Annotated in this window: 14 protein-coding genes; 4 read left to right on the top strand and 10 right to left on the bottom strand. The window is 69.8% G+C overall.

What is annotated here, in order from left to right:
* Window positions 1-420: 420 nt before the first annotated feature.
* Together BLV01_RS08290 and BLV01_RS08295 are read right to left on the bottom strand one after the other, a co-directional pair.
* Entirely contained in the window at window positions 421-3063 is a 2643-nt protein-coding gene (locus tag BLV01_RS08290) for a hypothetical protein (protein ID WP_091797238.1), read from the bottom strand.
* Window positions 3064-4158 carry a hypothetical protein gene (locus BLV01_RS08295; RefSeq protein ID WP_139178563.1) on the bottom strand — a complete coding sequence of 365 codons (1095 nt, stop codon included), beginning with the start codon at window positions 4156-4158 and terminating at the stop codon, window positions 3064-3066. It lies immediately after the preceding gene.
* A 109-nt stretch (window positions 4159-4267) separates the two neighbouring features.
* On the opposite strand from BLV01_RS08295, the gene BLV01_RS25305 reads away from it, so the two are divergent.
* Window positions 4268-4747: a hypothetical protein gene (locus BLV01_RS25305; protein WP_139178564.1), complete on the top strand. Its 480-nt coding sequence runs from the start codon at window positions 4268-4270 to the stop codon at window positions 4745-4747.
* On the opposite strand, the gene BLV01_RS08300 is transcribed toward BLV01_RS25305, so the two are convergent.
* From BLV01_RS08300 to BLV01_RS26200, 4 genes are all read right to left on the bottom strand, one after another.
* Complete coding sequence (locus BLV01_RS08300) at window positions 4744-5265, bottom strand: hypothetical protein (protein WP_091797244.1); 522 nt, start codon at window positions 5263-5265, stop codon at window positions 4744-4746. The genes BLV01_RS25305 and BLV01_RS08300 overlap by 4 nt on opposite strands.
* A gap of 9 nt (window positions 5266-5274) precedes the next feature.
* A complete protein-coding gene (locus BLV01_RS08305) occupies window positions 5275-5937 on the bottom strand; it encodes a hypothetical protein (protein WP_139178565.1) in 663 nt (220 codons plus the stop codon).
* A gap of 556 nt (window positions 5938-6493) precedes the next feature.
* Entirely contained in the window at window positions 6494-7972 is a 1479-nt protein-coding gene (locus BLV01_RS26195) for a hypothetical protein (protein ID WP_175485824.1), read from the bottom strand.
* Window positions 7973-8135: 163 nt separating this feature from the next.
* On the bottom strand, window positions 8136-9071 hold the full coding sequence (locus BLV01_RS26200) for a hypothetical protein (protein ID WP_091797255.1): 936 nt from the start codon (window positions 9069-9071) through the stop codon (window positions 8136-8138).
* Between the two features lie 210 nt (window positions 9072-9281).
* On the opposite strand from BLV01_RS26200, the gene BLV01_RS26205 reads away from it, so the two are divergent.
* Window positions 9282-11165 (top strand): ATP-binding cassette domain-containing protein, encoded by a 1884-nt coding sequence (locus BLV01_RS26205; protein WP_091797258.1) that lies wholly within the window; start codon window positions 9282-9284, stop codon window positions 11163-11165.
* A 58-nt stretch (window positions 11166-11223) separates the two neighbouring features.
* Here BLV01_RS26205 and BLV01_RS08330 read toward each other — a convergent pair whose 3' ends face one another.
* The 3 genes from BLV01_RS08330 to BLV01_RS08340 are packed head-to-tail and all read right to left on the bottom strand — an operon-like array spanning window position 11224 to window position 14185.
* Window positions 11224-11724, bottom strand: coding sequence for an aromatic-ring-hydroxylating dioxygenase subunit beta (locus tag BLV01_RS08330; protein ID WP_175485825.1), 501 nt, complete (start codon window positions 11722-11724; stop codon window positions 11224-11226).
* Between the two features lie 41 nt (window positions 11725-11765).
* The gene (locus BLV01_RS08335; protein WP_091797264.1) at window positions 11766-13043 is read right to left on the bottom strand and encodes an aromatic ring-hydroxylating oxygenase subunit alpha; all 1278 of its coding nucleotides are present in this window, start codon (window positions 13041-13043) and stop codon (window positions 11766-11768) included.
* A complete protein-coding gene (locus BLV01_RS08340; protein WP_091797267.1) occupies window positions 13040-14185 on the bottom strand; it encodes a glycosyltransferase in 1146 nt (381 codons plus the stop codon). Before BLV01_RS08340 ends, BLV01_RS08335 begins: the two co-directional genes overlap by 4 nt.
* A gap of 176 nt (window positions 14186-14361) precedes the next feature.
* Here BLV01_RS08340 and BLV01_RS08345 point away from each other — a divergent pair, with 176 nt between their 5' ends.
* Window positions 14362-14739 carry a carboxymuconolactone decarboxylase family protein gene (locus BLV01_RS08345; RefSeq protein WP_091797270.1) on the top strand — a complete coding sequence of 126 codons (378 nt, stop codon included), beginning with the start codon at window positions 14362-14364 and terminating at the stop codon, window positions 14737-14739.
* Between the two features lie 34 nt (window positions 14740-14773).
* On the opposite strand, the gene BLV01_RS08350 is transcribed toward BLV01_RS08345, so the two are convergent.
* On the bottom strand, window positions 14774-15382 hold the full coding sequence (locus BLV01_RS08350; RefSeq protein WP_091797272.1) for a hypothetical protein: 609 nt from the start codon (window positions 15380-15382) through the stop codon (window positions 14774-14776).
* 133 nt (window positions 15383-15515) lie between these two features.
* On the opposite strand from BLV01_RS08350, the gene BLV01_RS08355 reads away from it, so the two are divergent.
* Window positions 15516-15917, top strand: coding sequence for a VOC family protein (locus BLV01_RS08355; RefSeq protein WP_091797275.1), 402 nt, complete (start codon window positions 15516-15518; stop codon window positions 15915-15917).
* The last annotated feature ends 14 nt before the right edge of the window (window positions 15918-15931 follow it).

The following is a 15931-nucleotide window of genomic DNA, read 5'->3' on the forward strand; positions in this document are numbered from 1 at the left end:
GGCGAAACGCAAGCGCGCCGACACCGCGAAGCCCCCGATCAACGACCGCCACAGCGGCAGCGCCGAACAAGCCACCGAACAGAAACGACGCCAAGCCAGCCCCGGAGCGGAACAGCACTACGCCGACCACCACGGCGGCGCCCAGAACCCTGAGCCCAACCCCCAAGTCCAAGCCGCCCCGAAGGCCCGCCAGCACCTCACCGTGCCCCCGATCGAAGAAAAGAAGCAGCCGAGCCGGGTACAGCACCGGCGCAGGCAGGCCAATCCGACCGCCACGCAGGAAACCCTGACCCAGCAGACCCAGACGGTCGACCACCTCGTCAAAACCGCCCAGGTCCGGGCGAACCACGGAAACGCCGCACCGACCAGGACCCAGGCCCCCGAGAAAGCCCACGGAAACCACAGGGCAAGGCAGCAGCGCTAGAACGCGCCGACCAACAGGAACACGCAAGGCTCCACCACCACGCCCCTCAACCCAAGCGCAAACCGGCCAACGCGCCCGAGCCGCCACCCGAAGAAGGCGGACGCCGGCCCAGCCCCGCCGGCAAGGCAGACCGAACCAACGCACTGGACGTCAGCCGCGCCGAACCCGCCGACAGCGCAGCCAGCGGACAGCGAGCCAAAAAGGAATGCAACGGCCAACACCGCCAGGCGAACACCCAGCCGAAACGCGACCGCACGAAAGGAAGCAGACTCCACGGGCTCCCCCCCCCCACCCAAAACAGCCGACGCGTCGAGGCCGCCGAACCCACCAACGCCTTCGGCCACGCCGCCACCCTGGCCCCGCCCAAACCCACGCTGGCCCGGCGGAACGGGGCGATAAAGGCCAGCCCAAAAAGCGGCGCAATCGGCACCCCAGCCACCAGACACCCGACCAACAAGGTCGGCAGGCCCGTCGCCCCGGGAGCCCACAACGAAGGGCCCCGGCCAAAGCCGGCCGAAGCGCCAGGCGCCAACAGGGAAGAGACCACGGCCATCCACCAGAACGTGGCCACGGGCGGAGAGATGGAGCAGCGGCGACCCGAAACGCCCGGGGACAAGCAGAACACCGACAAAGTCGAGCGCGGGACCAGCGCGCACACAGAAAACGCCCGAGACCAGCCGCACGACCACACCCGGGCCAGGAAAAGCCAACCCAGGCACGACAGAACGCGACTCGCAACCCACAGCGACCCAGGGGCCGGCCAGCACCGGCAACACGCCCCAGGCCCCGGCCGGCGGAACCGCGAACCCCACGCGCACCCGCGAACCCAGCGCGGGGCAGCCACCGCCGTCGCCAGAAACAGCAGAGCCAGCCCGCCGGGCCAAGCCAACGCCGGACACGAGACGCTCGCGGCCGCGCACAACCCAACAGACGCGGCACCGGACCGCGGCGACCGACAAAACAGTACGGACAGGCACGCTCACGGTCACGCACCAATGGCCCCCGGCCCACGCCAACAGGACCACGCAGCCCTCCCCCCAAACCTCCACCACCACCGGCACCACCCCCTCCAGCGCCAACCCCGCGTAGCCCACCAACCACTCGATCGGCGCCGGGAAGACGAACCGCACCACCACGAACAGCGCCCAGGCCACGCGCTTGCAGGAGTACCCGTCCCACCCCACCCGGACCAGCCCGAACGGGTCCACCACCGCGACGCCGTCGGCGACCAAGCCGCGCTCGGGCAGGCCCACGTCGGTGAACACCTGCGGCACCACGATCCAGCCCGCCCCCCCGACCTTCGTCGCCAACACCAACACCCCGAACACCACCGCCACCACGACGGTCGGGAGCAAACACACCACCCCCACCTCGAACCAACCCACGACCAGCTCGACGCTGCCGAAGAACGAAGCGAAGAGCACCACCGCCACCACGATGCGGAGGCGGAACCCGGCGAACACCCGCCAGAACAGCGGGCCCTCCGCGCCCCACACCACCTCCACCCGCGCGACGCCGAACACCAGCGCCACCGCGCCGAGCAGGCCCCGCGAGTACAGCCCCACGACGAGCACGAACACCACCAACGCGAAGAGCGCGGCGAAGGCGGGCACCCCGAAGCAGCCCACGCCCACCTCCACCACCAAAGCCGGGCCGAACGCGAGCAACAAGTCGCGCATCCTGACCAACAGGCCGAGCACGCCCCGCAACCCGGCCCGACGCAGCGCCGCCAGGATGACCCCGGTGACGAGCACCCGCGGCCCGAACAAAGACCAGCCCAGGACCCAGCCCAACACCCGCACGGCGGCCAGCAGGGCGCCCGCGTCCCCCGCCACGGCCGCGCCCGCCGCGACCGCCAGGAACTGCGACCACGCGCCCAACCGGCCCACCACCGACGCGCCCGCGCAGACCAGCAAGACCCAGGACACCGCGCCCACCAGCCCCCGCCGGCGAACACCCCCGCGACGCTGCACCATCAGCGCCGCCCCCAGGGACGGCCACCCGGCCCCCCCGGCCCGCGCAACGAACACCGTCGCGAACAAGCCCGAGCCCAGCATGTCCCCGGCCAAGGACAAGGTCTGGGCGACGACCACCCCCAGGCACAAGGCGCCCACGCCGAGGATGGAGAGCAACGGCACCAACACAAGCAACACCACCGCGCCCAGGCCCCACTGCACCGAGACGACGAAAACCAGCAGCAGCACCACGACCCCCCCGAGCATGCCCCGCCACAGCAGCCCCGAGAACACGCCGTCGAGCAGGCGCACCGAAAGCAACCACAGCCAGAACAGCACCAAGAACAACACCGACAAGAAAAAGCCCCCGAAGCGCAACGCAACCACGGAAACCGCCACCCCCACGACCAGGGACACGGCGAACAAGCCAAAGCCCAGGAACCAGAACACCGCCAGCAACAACTGGCAAACCAACACCGGCAGCAGCACCAGGCCCACCAGGCACACCACCGACAGCACCCCCCAGAAGCGCAGGACCGCCACCGCGCCGCCCTGGCCGGCCAAAAACACCACCAACCCCCGCACGAAACCCGACATCCAGAAGGCCACCGACGCCTCGGCGACGACATAGGCCACGAAGCCCACCAACAACAGCCGCACGTCCCCGCCCAGCAACAGCCGCAACTACGCCCCCAGCGCGCCGGCGACCTCGACCGCGCGCACAGCCAACGCCGCCACCAGCAACATCCGCCGCAGCACCCCCACCACCAAGAAGGACACGGACAAAAACCAAAACAACGCCAACCAAGCCAGCCCCACCCCCGCCACGTCCAGGACGAACAGCGACGCCCGCAACGCCACCGGGCAGAAGAACGACACCAGCCCGAACACCACCTCCGCCATCACCGAGAAGAACGCGAAGTCCCGCACCACCACGGCCGCGCCCACCAGCGGATGGATCACCAACCCCACCACCAACACGCCCAGCCCAACAACGAAAAAGCCGACCACCAACAAGACAGAACCCCGCACCAGCGCGACCCCCACCGCGCCGGCAAAACGCAGCGAGAACCACCCGAACAAGGGGAACCGGAGCCCACGCCCAAAGAGCAGGAGCCCGCAGCGGACCCAGACCAGGCCGGAACCGACGAAGAACGAGAACGCCACGAACCAGGCCAGAGCAACGCCCAACCGGAACTCCCACAGCCAGAACGCCAGCAAAGGCCCAACCAGGTGGGCGAGGAAGCACAGCGCCAACCACAACAACAACACCAACAGCACCACCAACGCCCACAGCGCCACGAACGGGACCCCGCGGGAAAGACCCCGCCGGCAGACACGGCCCAACAGCCACACCACCGACACCCCGAAGCCCGAAGAGAGCCACAACAGCCGCAGCGACGCGCCAACCCGCGGCCAGCGCCGCGCCCACACCACCCCGGAGCAAGCCCACCCCAACAGAACCCGGGGCGAAACCAGCACCCGCAACCACGCCCGCAAAGACCCCGCCAACCCCCTCCGGGCCGGAGCGACGCCGAAGACCAACCACGCCGACCACAGCGACAGCCACGACCACACCCACCACCAAACCCACCCCAGGCTGCACCAGACCAGCGACCCCCCGAACCCCAACAGCAAGCCCACGGCCGCCGGCAACCAGCAGAGCGCCAACAGCGTCAACCACCACAGCCCCGCAACGGCCCAGCCAGCCCACCACAGCACGAAGCACAGCAGCCAGCCAACCGGCAGCACCACACCCAGCGCCCAGCGCAACATCATACACCCCCCCAAAAACCACAGCCAGCAGCGCACCCAAGCGCCCGAGCAGCCCCGCAACCACGAAAGCAGCCACGAAAACAACGACCAGGCCCCGCGCAGCCAGCGGCAGATGCGGCACAACGAACCCGGGAACGACGGCACGAAGATCGCCCCAACGACCAAAGAACGGACCACCCCCGCCCGGACCAAGCAGCCCGACAGAAAGGCGGGGCTCACGAGCGCAGGCCCGCAGATCCACCCGGAGGCCAGCCAGTGGAACAAGCACACACCGGACAAACCCGTCCCCCCCGACCCCGCCGACCAGAACAGGGCCGAGCCCAAGAGCACGGCCGGCGAGGCCGCAAGGGACCCCCGACCCGCCGCCACCCAGATCACCGCGCGGAACAACACCTCCAGCCCCCACCGCGCGCAAGCCCGCCACAGCGACAACAACCAGCGCGACGCCAACACCACCGACCAGGCCGAAACCCGGCCCCCCGCCACGCCCAGGACCACGCCGGGAAGCGGAGCGGCCATCCCCCAGGCCAGCCCACGAAACGCACCCCGACTCAGCCCCGCCAAGAAAAAGACCAAGGGCAACACGAACTAAAAGCCGCCCCCCCCAGCAACCGCGCCGTGGCCGACCAGCAACGCCGACGGCACGCCCACCAAACAGGCCTTCAGCACCCCCACAAGCCCCCGCGACAGCACCCAGCCGATCCACAGCACCGCCCCGCCAAGCAACCACCACGCCCCCTCCAGCAGGAAAAACACCACCCCCGGCAGCGCCGGCACCGCGCCGACCCGCACCCACCCGTCCAGCAGCAGCGCCACGTCGACCACGCCCCGCACCAGCGCCGCCGCCACCAACCCCCACAGCACCACAGACCCCAGACCGAACACGGGATCGATCAGCCACACCCCATCCAGCACCCGCGCCAACGCCGCCACGCACCACCGCGACAACAGCAGGCACCCGACCGCGACCAGAGGCTCCAACCAAGCCGCGATGCCGACCGCCAAGTCCACCAGCCCCAGCCCCCCCGCCAACAAAAGCAGCGACAGATACAGCTCCAGCCAGCCCTGCACGACGCAATACCACGACAGCCCCCCGCACACCACCAGCACCGCCCCGACCTACCAGGCCAGGCCGACGGCGAACAGCCACACCGAGACGACCACGAACACCGAGCAGACCAAACACACCCCCACGCAAAAGGACAAAAACAGGCCCAAAGGCCACGCCACCCCCAACAGCGCCCCCCAGAGCACCCCGGCGACGAGCGCGACGCCGAGGAACAGCACCACGACGGCGGCGACCAAAAAGCCCACGAGCACGCACAGGTCCCCCCAGCCGTCCAGCCCGCCCGGGCCGACGAAGAGAACCACCGCAACCCCGACCGGCCCCGGCACGGCCACGCCCAAGCCCCACACCCACACACGCACCCGGCCGCGAAACGCGCCCACCAACACCACCACCACGCCCAGAAAGGCCCCGAGGGCACAGCCGCGAAGAAGCACCTCGAAACCCGCATCGACCCCGACCACCAGGCTGACCACCACGCCCAAGGCCACCCACGACCCCAGCCGAAGCCCGACCGAGTAACCGGCCGCGCGAAAGAACTCCAACGCAAACGCCGGAAAGCCCCGCACCGAAAACTCCCTAAACCCACAAGAAACGACAACCCCAAAGGATTCCAGCAAGCGGGCGAGAAAGCCAACCGCCTCCAGAATCAGCGAGACCTCCACCCGCAAGGCCCTGCGCGAGGACGCGACGCGCGCGCAGACAAAACCCAGCACCAGGCAACGCCGAGAGCACCCGCTCGACCGCCGGCTGGCGCCACCACCAAGCGACAAAAGGGGCGAAAACCCACAAACAAGCGAAAGGCAACCCGCCGCACAACGCAGACAGCCAGCTCAAGGACAACAGACAAAACACCGCGACAGCGAAAACCGGCGAGGTCCACAGCATACCCAGAAACGGGCCCAGGACCGGGTCGCCGCAGGCCGACAACACCCGCCAACCGGCCCACGCCACCATGGCCCGGCCCGAGACCAGCATGCGGCACCCGCAACCCACCGCCGAACCCAAAGCCACACCCAACACCACGACCCAGAACAGCAAGCCCACCGAGCCCAGCCACAGCCAGGCCAACAACCCGCCCCCGGAGCCGCACAGCCCCAACCACGCCAGCCGCCAAGACACCGACCACACCAGGCAGACCAGCGACACCAGCCACCCCAACGCCAACACGAACAAGCGCCACAACCCCCACGAGCAGCCCCCAGCCCACCAAAGCGCGAAGCACAACAGCGAGGCCAGCGGCAACAGCACCCACACCCAGCAGGACCCCAGCTACCAGCGCCAGAACCGCAACAGCAAGCGGCAGACCCGCGCGCCGGCCGCGCCGCGCACCGACGACACCAGCCACGCCACCAACGGCCAGCAGCCGCGCAGCCAGCGCAAGCGCAGCCGCAACACCGAGGAAGACGACCGCGACAAGCCGGCGCGCAAGACCACGCCCACGACCAACGCCGCGCGCACCGGGCAGCACGCCAGCACCGACAAGGGCAACGACCTGTCCCACCCGACCCAGCCCAACAACATCAAGCCGAACCAGGCCACGACGGAGAACCCCGTGCCGACCAACGGCACCCAGCCGAACAAGTCCAGGTCCGCCGCCCACGGCCGCCAGGAACAGGCCGACGACGAGCCGGTCTCGAGCGCCAACAACCACCACACCAGCCTCGACACGCACCGCGACGCCGACACCACCGACAGCAACAAAGGCGCCACCCCCGGCACCAGCACAAAGCCCACCGCCAACCAAACCCCGGCCGCCACCAACACCGCCCGGTACAGCGCGGCCTGCAGCACCGCCGCCAGCAGCGCCACCGCACCACGAGCCAGCGCCGAGATGCCCGCCGAGAGCACCAACACCCACCGCCAACCCGACACCGCCCACAACCCGCCCGACGCCGAACGCAACGACGAGCACCCGCCCAACAGCAAGCCGCAAAACTGCGCCAACGGCAAACACAACAGCACCCACCACAACAACGCGCCCACGCCGCGAGTCCAGCGGCACAACCCCAGCAGCAGCCCGAAACACCCCCACGACCCGCCCGAGAGCGCCGCGAGCCGGACCCAGCCCCACCACACCAAGGCCGCGTCCCCCACCGACGGCGCCCCCCGCCCGTACAACAACGCCGACAACACCGCACAGCCGGCGACCACCCCGCCCGCGTACACCGACAACGAACCCAACCACCCCCCCAGCCAACACGCGCCCGACCCCAACACCACCACGCAGAACAACGACACCACCATCACCGACGCGGCCGCAAACCCGGACGCCAACGCCAGCCACCGCAGCCAACGCGAGCAAAAAAGCAACGCCACCGACAAGGCGATCCAACGCTGCACCATCCCGCACACCAACAAAACCGCCAACAGCACCAAAGCCGAAAGCCCGCACCAGGCCACCCGCAACGCGAACAAGCGCAGCGACAACAGCACGTACACCAAGCACAGCGAGAACAACGACCGCCAACAGCCCAACAACACCGGCCAGGCCCACAGCAACCGCAACCGGACCCGCCACCCCAAGCCCGACCCCAGCGCGACGCCCAACGCGCCCAGCCCCACCAACACCACGAAAGAGCCGAAGAGCGCCCGCCAGACGCCCGCCCCCGGCAGCTCCAACGCCAGCACCGCCACGGCCAGCACCGACACCGCGGCCGGCACCGCCGTACCCCCCGACCCCGACGCCCAACACTCGAGCCGCGCCCAGCAATCCAGGCCCCACACCACATCCATGCGCGACGAGGTCACGGCGAGGTCGCCCCACAAAACCCCCTCAACCGCCCCCGCCCCCCAAGCGGCCGGGCCACCCCCGCCCGCAACCACCCCCACCACCAGCCAACCCGACCCCGGAGAGCCACGCGAAGCGCGGCGAGACCCGCCGCCCCACCCCGCCCCGAAACGCCGCGCCGGACTACCACGACGACAACACCCCCCAGGCGCGCAACAAGACGGCGGCGACCCCCGCGAGGTCGCCCAAGGCGCCCACGAGCACAACCACGCAGAGTGCCGCCACGCCATCCGGCCCCGAAACGAAAACCCCCACCCACAACAACGCCCCGAACGTGGGCGAACAAGACAGCACGCAGAGCCCGATCAACAGCGCCAGGTACACCGCAAAGAAGAACACCAGCATCGAGCGCCGCGCCGACCCCGTGCGCAGCCCCCCCAGCAGCTCCGACAACGTGAACCACAGCACCCACCCCAGCAACCGGCCCCACCACTCCGCGGCCGCATCGACGACCACCGCGCGCACGAAACCGACCACGAGCACCGCGCCCGCCAACGCCCACACCACGCGCAAAGCCAGGAACTTGGCCAGAGGCATCCGCAACCCGGCGGCCACCGCCAGCGCCACCACCACGACGGCGGAACGCAACAACAGCACCACCAGCATCAGCACGCGCAACGACACCCACACGAACGCGGCCCGGAAATCCAAACCGAACAACGCCTCCACGAACAGGACCCACACGAACAACGCGGAAGAAAAACCCACCGCGCCCCCCCCCATAAACCCGAACACCAACACCGGCGCCAGGTGGCCCCCGAAGCCGACCCGCACCGCCGAGACGACCAGCCCGAACAACGCCCGCCGCGCGAAAGCGCCCACCACGCGCCGGCCGGAAAAGACCACGCCCAACCCGACGTCGAGAAGGCCGCAGTCCAGCAGCCCAGGCAGAACCAAAGCGAAAACGCGAGCCACCAACGCCGCGCAGCCCCACGACTGCAGGCCGCACGCAGCCAACCAGAAACCGAAAACAGACAAAGCCCGCGAACCCAAAGAAGCCCCCAGCACCACGCCCCCCACGCCGGGACCCGAACCGACCAGCAGACCCAGCAGCGACATCCATCCAGCCGACGATCCCCGGCCAACCCCGACCACGCCACGGCCGCCGCGCCCGCACAAGCCAACCACAACAAACCCCCGCGACCCCGCGACGAACCGCCCAACCAAGGCATAACAACGAGCCGCCGCACGCCCCGCCCGCCCGACTCCAGCGCCCAACCCCGCCCGGACAATCCCCTGCCGTACACCGACACCCATTGCCGGAATCGCATGGACAGTGACGACGCGAAGTCGGACAAGCACCGCGCTCCGGTACTGCAGCTGTACCGGGAGCTGTGGGTCCAGGCCAAGGGCCGCCGCGGCGCGTTGCTGAGCGCGATGGCGCTGCTGGTCGGCGCGCAGGTGGTGCTGCTGGCGGTGCCTTACCTGGTCGGCAAGGCGTTCAACATCCTGCAGGCGCGCGGCAACGCCGGCGCCGGCGAAGCGGCGCTGTGGCTGGCGGCGGTGCTCGGCGCGACCCTGGTCAGCTGGCTGATCCACGGCCCGGGCCGGATCCTCGAACGCAACGTCGCCCTGAGCGTGCGCGAGCGCGTCGCCACCGCGTTGACCGGACGGCTGCTGGCGTTCCCGCTGTCGTGGCACGACGGCAACCATTCCGTCGCCAGCGCCCACCGCGTGCAGCAAAGCAGCTCGTCGCTGGGCACCTTCGCCGAAAGCCAGTTCATCTACTTGAGCAGCGCGGTGCGGCTGATCGGGCCGATCGGCGCGCTGATCGCAATCCATCCGCTGGTCGGCCTCACCGCCGCGCTCGGGTTGCTGGTCATCTGCGGCGCGGTGGTCGGCTTCGACCGCGCGATCGTGCGCCTGGCGATCCAGACCAACGACGCCGAACGCCGCTACACCGCGGTGCTGGCCGACGCCCTGGGCAACGCGACCAGCGTGCTGGCGCTGCGCCAGGCGCGGCCGTTCATCCGCTCGCTGCGGCAGCTGGTGGAGAAGGTGTTCGAGCCGCTGCGGCGGATGATCGTCATCAACGAGATCAAGTGGTGCGCGGTCGACGTCGCCAGCCGCCTGCTCAGCTGCTGCCTGGTCGGGCTGTACGCATGGCTGGTGCTGCGCGCGGCGGGCGACGGCCAGAAGCTGATGCTCGGCAGCGTCTACATGGTGTGGGAATACGCGCTGCAGTCCGGCGCGGTGGTCGCGGCGGTAGCGGCGAACTTCCAGACCTTCGCCACCCAGTACGCCAACTACCAAAGCGCCGACGTGATCCGCGACCACCCCGTCGACGAGAGCCTGCACGAACCGGCGCAGGCGCAGCAGTGGGATCGTTGCGAGATCCGCGACCTGGTGTTCCGCCACGTCGCCGGGCGCGAGGCCGGGCCGACCCTGGACCGCATCCGCCTGGACCTGCGGCGCGGCAAGCGCTACGCCTTGATCGGCAGCAGCGGCTCGGGCAAGAGCACGCTGATGCGGGTGCTCGCCGGGCTGTACGTGGCCGAACGCATCGTGGTCGCGCCGGATGCGCGCGAGGCCAATGCCGGCGACGGCGACGCCACCGTGCAGGCGCCGCTGAAGGCCGCGCGCTACCTGCGCGGGTCGACCACGCTGATTCCGCAGGAAGCCGAATTGTTCGAAGCCTCGCTGGCCGAGAACCTGGCGATGTGCGAATCCCTGCACGGCCAGCCCGATCCCGCCGGCTTCGACCGCGCCCTGGAACTGGCGACGGTCAAGGATTTCCTGCCCGCCGACGGCGATCCGCTGCAGGTGTCGATCGCCGAACACGCCTCGAATTGGTCCGGCGGCCAGCGCGCGCGCGTGGCGCTGGCGCGCGGCATCCTGGCCGCGCGCGGCAGCTCGCTGATCCTGCTCGACGAACCCACCGCCAGCCTCGATGCGCGCACCGAGGCCGCGGTCTACGCCAACCTGTTCGCCGAATTCGCCGACGCCTGCCTGATCGCCTCGGTGCACCGGCTGGACCTGCTGCGCCACTTCGACGAAGTGCTGGTGATGGTCGACGGCCGACTGGTGGCGCAGGGCTCGGAGGCGCAGCTGGCGCGGACCTCGAGCGATTACGCCAGCCTGCGCGCGGCCAGCCTGCGCCAGGGCGAATCGGGCGAACCGGCGGCATCGTTGGCCGAGGACGCGGCCGGCTGAAGCGCACGTGCGCCGCACGCCGGCGCCGCTGCGGCGCAGGCCACGCGGCCGGCACCGCTCACAGGATGATGCTGATCTTGCCGTGCTCGAACAGCGATTCGTGATCGAGCAGCACGGTACGCCGGCGGATCCGGAAACCGTCGCCGTCGCGCACCAGTTGGTGCCGGTAGCAGCCGATGAAGGTGTCGGAGCGGCCGTTGCCGAAGCGGTGGATGGCGAAGTTGGCGGTCACCTCCAACACCCCGTCGCGCTCGTCGAGCACGCAGACGTTGGCGACCAGTCGGCGCGTGCGCGAACGCGGGTTCTCGCACCACATCACGTTGCCCAGCAGTTGGTCCGCGCGCTGGCGCAGCCGCGCCGCGTCGTCGGACACGATCGCCAGCGCGTCGCGGTCCTCGGCGCGCACGTCGGTGGACGGCACCTCGTAACGGGTGTCCTCGGTCAGCAGTTCCAGCCATTCGGCCAGCCGCCATTCGTCGAGCAGGCGCGCCTCCTTGTACAGGAAGTCCTCGACCTGCAGCCGGGTCAGCAACGGTTTCAATGCATCGGCTTGCGACATCGCAACTCCTTGGGTTCGCGCGTCGGCCGCCGGCGCGGCGGTCATGGCGCGGCGGCCATCAGCTCGCGCCAGCGCTGCCAGAACACCCGCGCCGGCAACTCGTCGGTGGTCTGCGGCACCTCGCGGTTCATGCCGCGCGAGAGGTTGCAGTAGTCCACGCTGCGATTGGCGAAGCCGAGCTGGCAGGATTCGACGATCTCGATGTCGTCGGGCGTGGCGAAGCCACCGGGGCCGAGGAAGGTCAGGTAATGGCTCAGGCGCAAGGCGCGCAGCTCCGGCGCTTCGTCCTTGGGCGCCATCGCCCAGGAGGTCACCGCCAGCGCGCCGGGGCCGACCGGGTCGATCTTGCGGATGGTGATGGCGATCGCGTCGATGATCATCAGGTTCGGGAACACCAGCAGCGCCCGGTTCATGCCGGTGATGCGCTGCGCGCGCTGCGCGCCGAAGCGGTCGATGAAGTGCTGCCGGGTCGCCTCCATCTGCGGCTTGAGCGACTCGTCGAACATCGGCGTCCAATGCGCCAGCGGCCGCGCCGCAGCCGGCGGCAGTTCGTTGGCGGCGTGGCCGTTGCCCAGGTCGCGGGCGAAGCCGCCGCGCTCGCGCGGCGCCTGCGAGCCCATCGACTCCATGTAGTCGACATAGCGCTTGTGCAGGGCGCGGAAGTGGTAGAGATCGACGCTGTTTTCGATCAGCAGCTTCCAGTTGGCCTTGGCCCCGTGCAGTTGGGTGCCGCGCACGACTTCCATACCGACCTCGGACTGGTCGGCGATCAGGTCGAGGTACTCCTTCGCCTCGGCCAGATAATCCGACAGCGAACCCGCGCCGGCCTCGTCGAAGGCGATGAAGACGAAGCCGCGGTAGCTGTCCATGCGGTGCTGCTTGAGCGCGTAGTCGGCGCGGTCGAAGCAGTCGCCGTAGGCGTCCTGGCCGGGCACCCCGATCAGTTCGCCCTGGTTGGAATAGACCCAGGAGTGGTATGGGCAACGGAAGGCCTTGGCCGTGCCTGCGGCCTCGCGGCAGACGAACGCGCCGCGGTGCATGCAGGTGTTGGCGAACACCCGCACCGCGCCGTCGTCGCCGCGCGCCAGGATCACCGGCCGCCCGCCGACGTTGCGGGTGGCGAAGGCGCCGGGAGCGGGCACTTCCGATTCGTGGCCGACGTAGAGCCAGCAGCGGTCGAAGATCCGTTGCTGCTCCAATTGCGCGATGTCCGCGTCGACGTACGCGCGGCGGTCGACCAGGAACGAGGCGCCGGCGACGTCTTCCAGCACGATCCGGCTGACGTCCACAGTATTGGATGGGGTGGCCGGCGCGCTCATCGGATCGCCTCGATCACGCGCTCGGCGGTGGTCGCGGCGCTGTCGCCGGCCGCGCCCGCGGCCACGCCGACGCGTTCGCCGTGGCCGCCGGCCGGATCGAGCAAGCGCTCCACCGAGGCGGCGATCGCGGCCTGCGACGCGTCGTCCGGGCGCAGCGCCAGGCCGAAGCCGGCGCGTTCGACGTAGTGCGCCTGCACCAGCTGGTCGATCGCCAGCGGGATCACCAGCATCGGCTTGCCGGCGCGGATCGATTCGGCGACCGAGTTGTAGCCGCCGTGGGTCACGAACAGGTCGGCGCGCCGCAGCATCTCGCGCTGCGGGACGTAACCGGCGAGGAACACGTTCTCGCCCAGGCCTTCGCCGATCTGCGGCCCGAGCTCGCCGACCGAGGCGACCACCTGCGCGCCGAGCCCGGCGCTGGCGGCGATGGCCTCGCGCAGCAGCTGCGGGCGGCGATAGAAGATGGTGCCGAACGAGACGTAGACCAGCGGGCGGGCAGGGTCCAGGCGCTGCCAGTCGGCGAACGCGGTTTCGTCGCCGCGCACCGCGGCCGCGCCGGGCAGGCCGACCAGGCCGACGCCGTCGAGCACCGCGTCGTCGCCGACCAACTCATGGATCGCCGGCGCCAGGTTCAGCGTCGGCGAACGCGGCGAGTGCGCGTCCTCGGACCAGATCACCCCGTGCCGCAGCAGGTAATCGCGGGTGATCTCGTCGTAAGCCCAGCGGTGTTCGCGAAAGCGCTTGGGCGCGATCATGCCCAGGTTCGCGGTGGTCAGCCCGTAGCGCACGCCGGACGCGTGCACGCCGACCAGCGCCGGCCAAGTCAGCTGCATCGAGTCGAGCAGCACGAAGTCCGGCGCCAGCGCGCGCACCGCCGCCTCGCTGTCGGCCGCGACCGTGGTGGTGTCGAGCAGCGCGCGGATGCCGTCGGGCGGCCCGCTCCACGGCGCGATGCTGACCTCGCCGACGACGCGCACGTCGATGCCGTCGAGCGCTTCGCGCCGCGCCGGGCCCAGCGAGTCGCCGTCGGCGGCGAGTAGCAGCAAGGTCACCTTGCAGCCGCGCGAACGCAGCTCGCGCATCAGCGGCACGAACGGATTGAGGTGGCCGTGCTGGCTGGTGGTCACGAACGCGACGTGCATGCGCGCTGCCTCCTGTCCGCCGTGCCGGCGAACGCCGCGAAACTGGACACTGCGCTACCCCCGGGTAGACTGGCGCAAGCGGTTTTCGGACTGCGCCGGCGCATACGCGGCCGCCACGATGGTCTACGTTCGTTCCTCTCCACCTTCCACACTCCGGTCAACGGGCAGGGATACCAATGAGCCAACAAGATCGTTACGAAAAAGGGCTGGCGAAGTTCCGCGAAGTGTTCGGCCGCGATCCCTTGCCGGGCCAGAACGAAGACTTCATCCGCATCACCCTGGAACATCTGTTCGGCGATATCTGGACGCGGCCGCACCTGTCGGTGCACGAACGCGAACTGATCACGCTGTCCGCGCTGGCGATGCTGCGCGCCGAGCGCGAGTTGAAAGGCCACCTGGGCGCCGCGGTGCAGTTGGGCATCGAGCGCGGCAAGATCGTCGAGACGATGATCCACCTGGCCCACTACGGCGGCTGGCCGGTCGCCAACACCGGCCTGCGCATCGCCCAGGAAGTGTTCGCCGAGGCCGACGCCAAGGCCGCGCAAGGCGGGTGAGCGGCCAGGCGCGGGCGGTCGCGGACGGCGCGCTTCAGTCCGCGCCGTTCGCCGGGAACGCGACCCTCCATTGGCATCCGCGCTCGGCGTAGTCGACCTCGATCGAGCTGCTGTCGGCGTATTTCTGCATGATCCGGCTGTTCAGCCGGGTGCAGTACTCGCACGGCGATTCGAAGGTCAGCCGCACCTGCGCGCGCGCAGCTTCCTGCCGATAGCGCAGGATGCCGCAATCGCGGTTGGTGATTTCGAAGGAATTGCTGGCCGCGTCGAAACGGCGGCTGATGTCGGAGTCGTAGCAGCGCAGCTGGTTGACGAAGCGGGCGACGGTGTAGTCGGCGCGGCGCTCGCGCGCCGGCTCGACCAGGGCGAAGCGGCGGGCGGTGATCGCGCTGTTGGCCTCGATCCAGTCGCGGATCGCCGGCATGCCGCCGCGCGCCATCAGGTACTCTTCGAACGAGGCCTGCGCCTCGAAGAAACGCTGCTGCCAGATGCGGACCTTCTCCGGGTCGGTGAGCGCCGCGGAGTGTGACGGATCGCCGGAAAACGCGGCGCTTGCGAGCGCGGCCGACGGCGCTGCGGGCGTCGGTGTCCTTACCGTTTCGGCTTGCGCCAACGCCGCGTTGTCGTCGTTCGACGGATCCACTCGCTACCCCTCGATCCTTGCGCTCTCCACGCGGTGAATCCATTCGGGACTGGCTCGCGCTGATATAGCATAGGCACTCATCGTGCGCAAACGCGGCATCGCGCACCTGTATCGGCGCGTGTCGGGGACGGCCATGAAGATCGTCAAGACGTTCTATCGCATCTACCTGCGGCGCTCGGCGCTGGAGGCGAGCAAGCGCTTCTACCTGGACTTGCAGGGCCTGCAGCGTCCGCATCACGAGTTCCACTACCAGGCGCACCGGCTCGACATCGTCGCGATCGGCAACGTGCTGCTGATCGCCGGCGACGCCGCCGACACCGCGCGCTTCGAGCCGACCCGGCTGACCTGCCTGGTCGACGACCTCGACGCGTTGCGCGCGTATTTCCTCGACGCCGGCGTGCGCATCGTCGACGAGATCAAGACGGTGCCGTCCGGGCGCAACCTGCGCGCGCTCAATCCGGACGGCACCCTGGTCGAGTACGTGCAGCACAGCGAGGAATTCAAACGCACGATGAGCGACAACGCCTACGACTGACCCTCGCCACCCAC

The sequence above is a fragment of the Lysobacter sp. yr284 genome (genome assembly GCF_900107375.1).
Classification (GTDB): domain Bacteria; phylum Pseudomonadota; class Gammaproteobacteria; order Xanthomonadales; family Xanthomonadaceae; genus Lysobacter.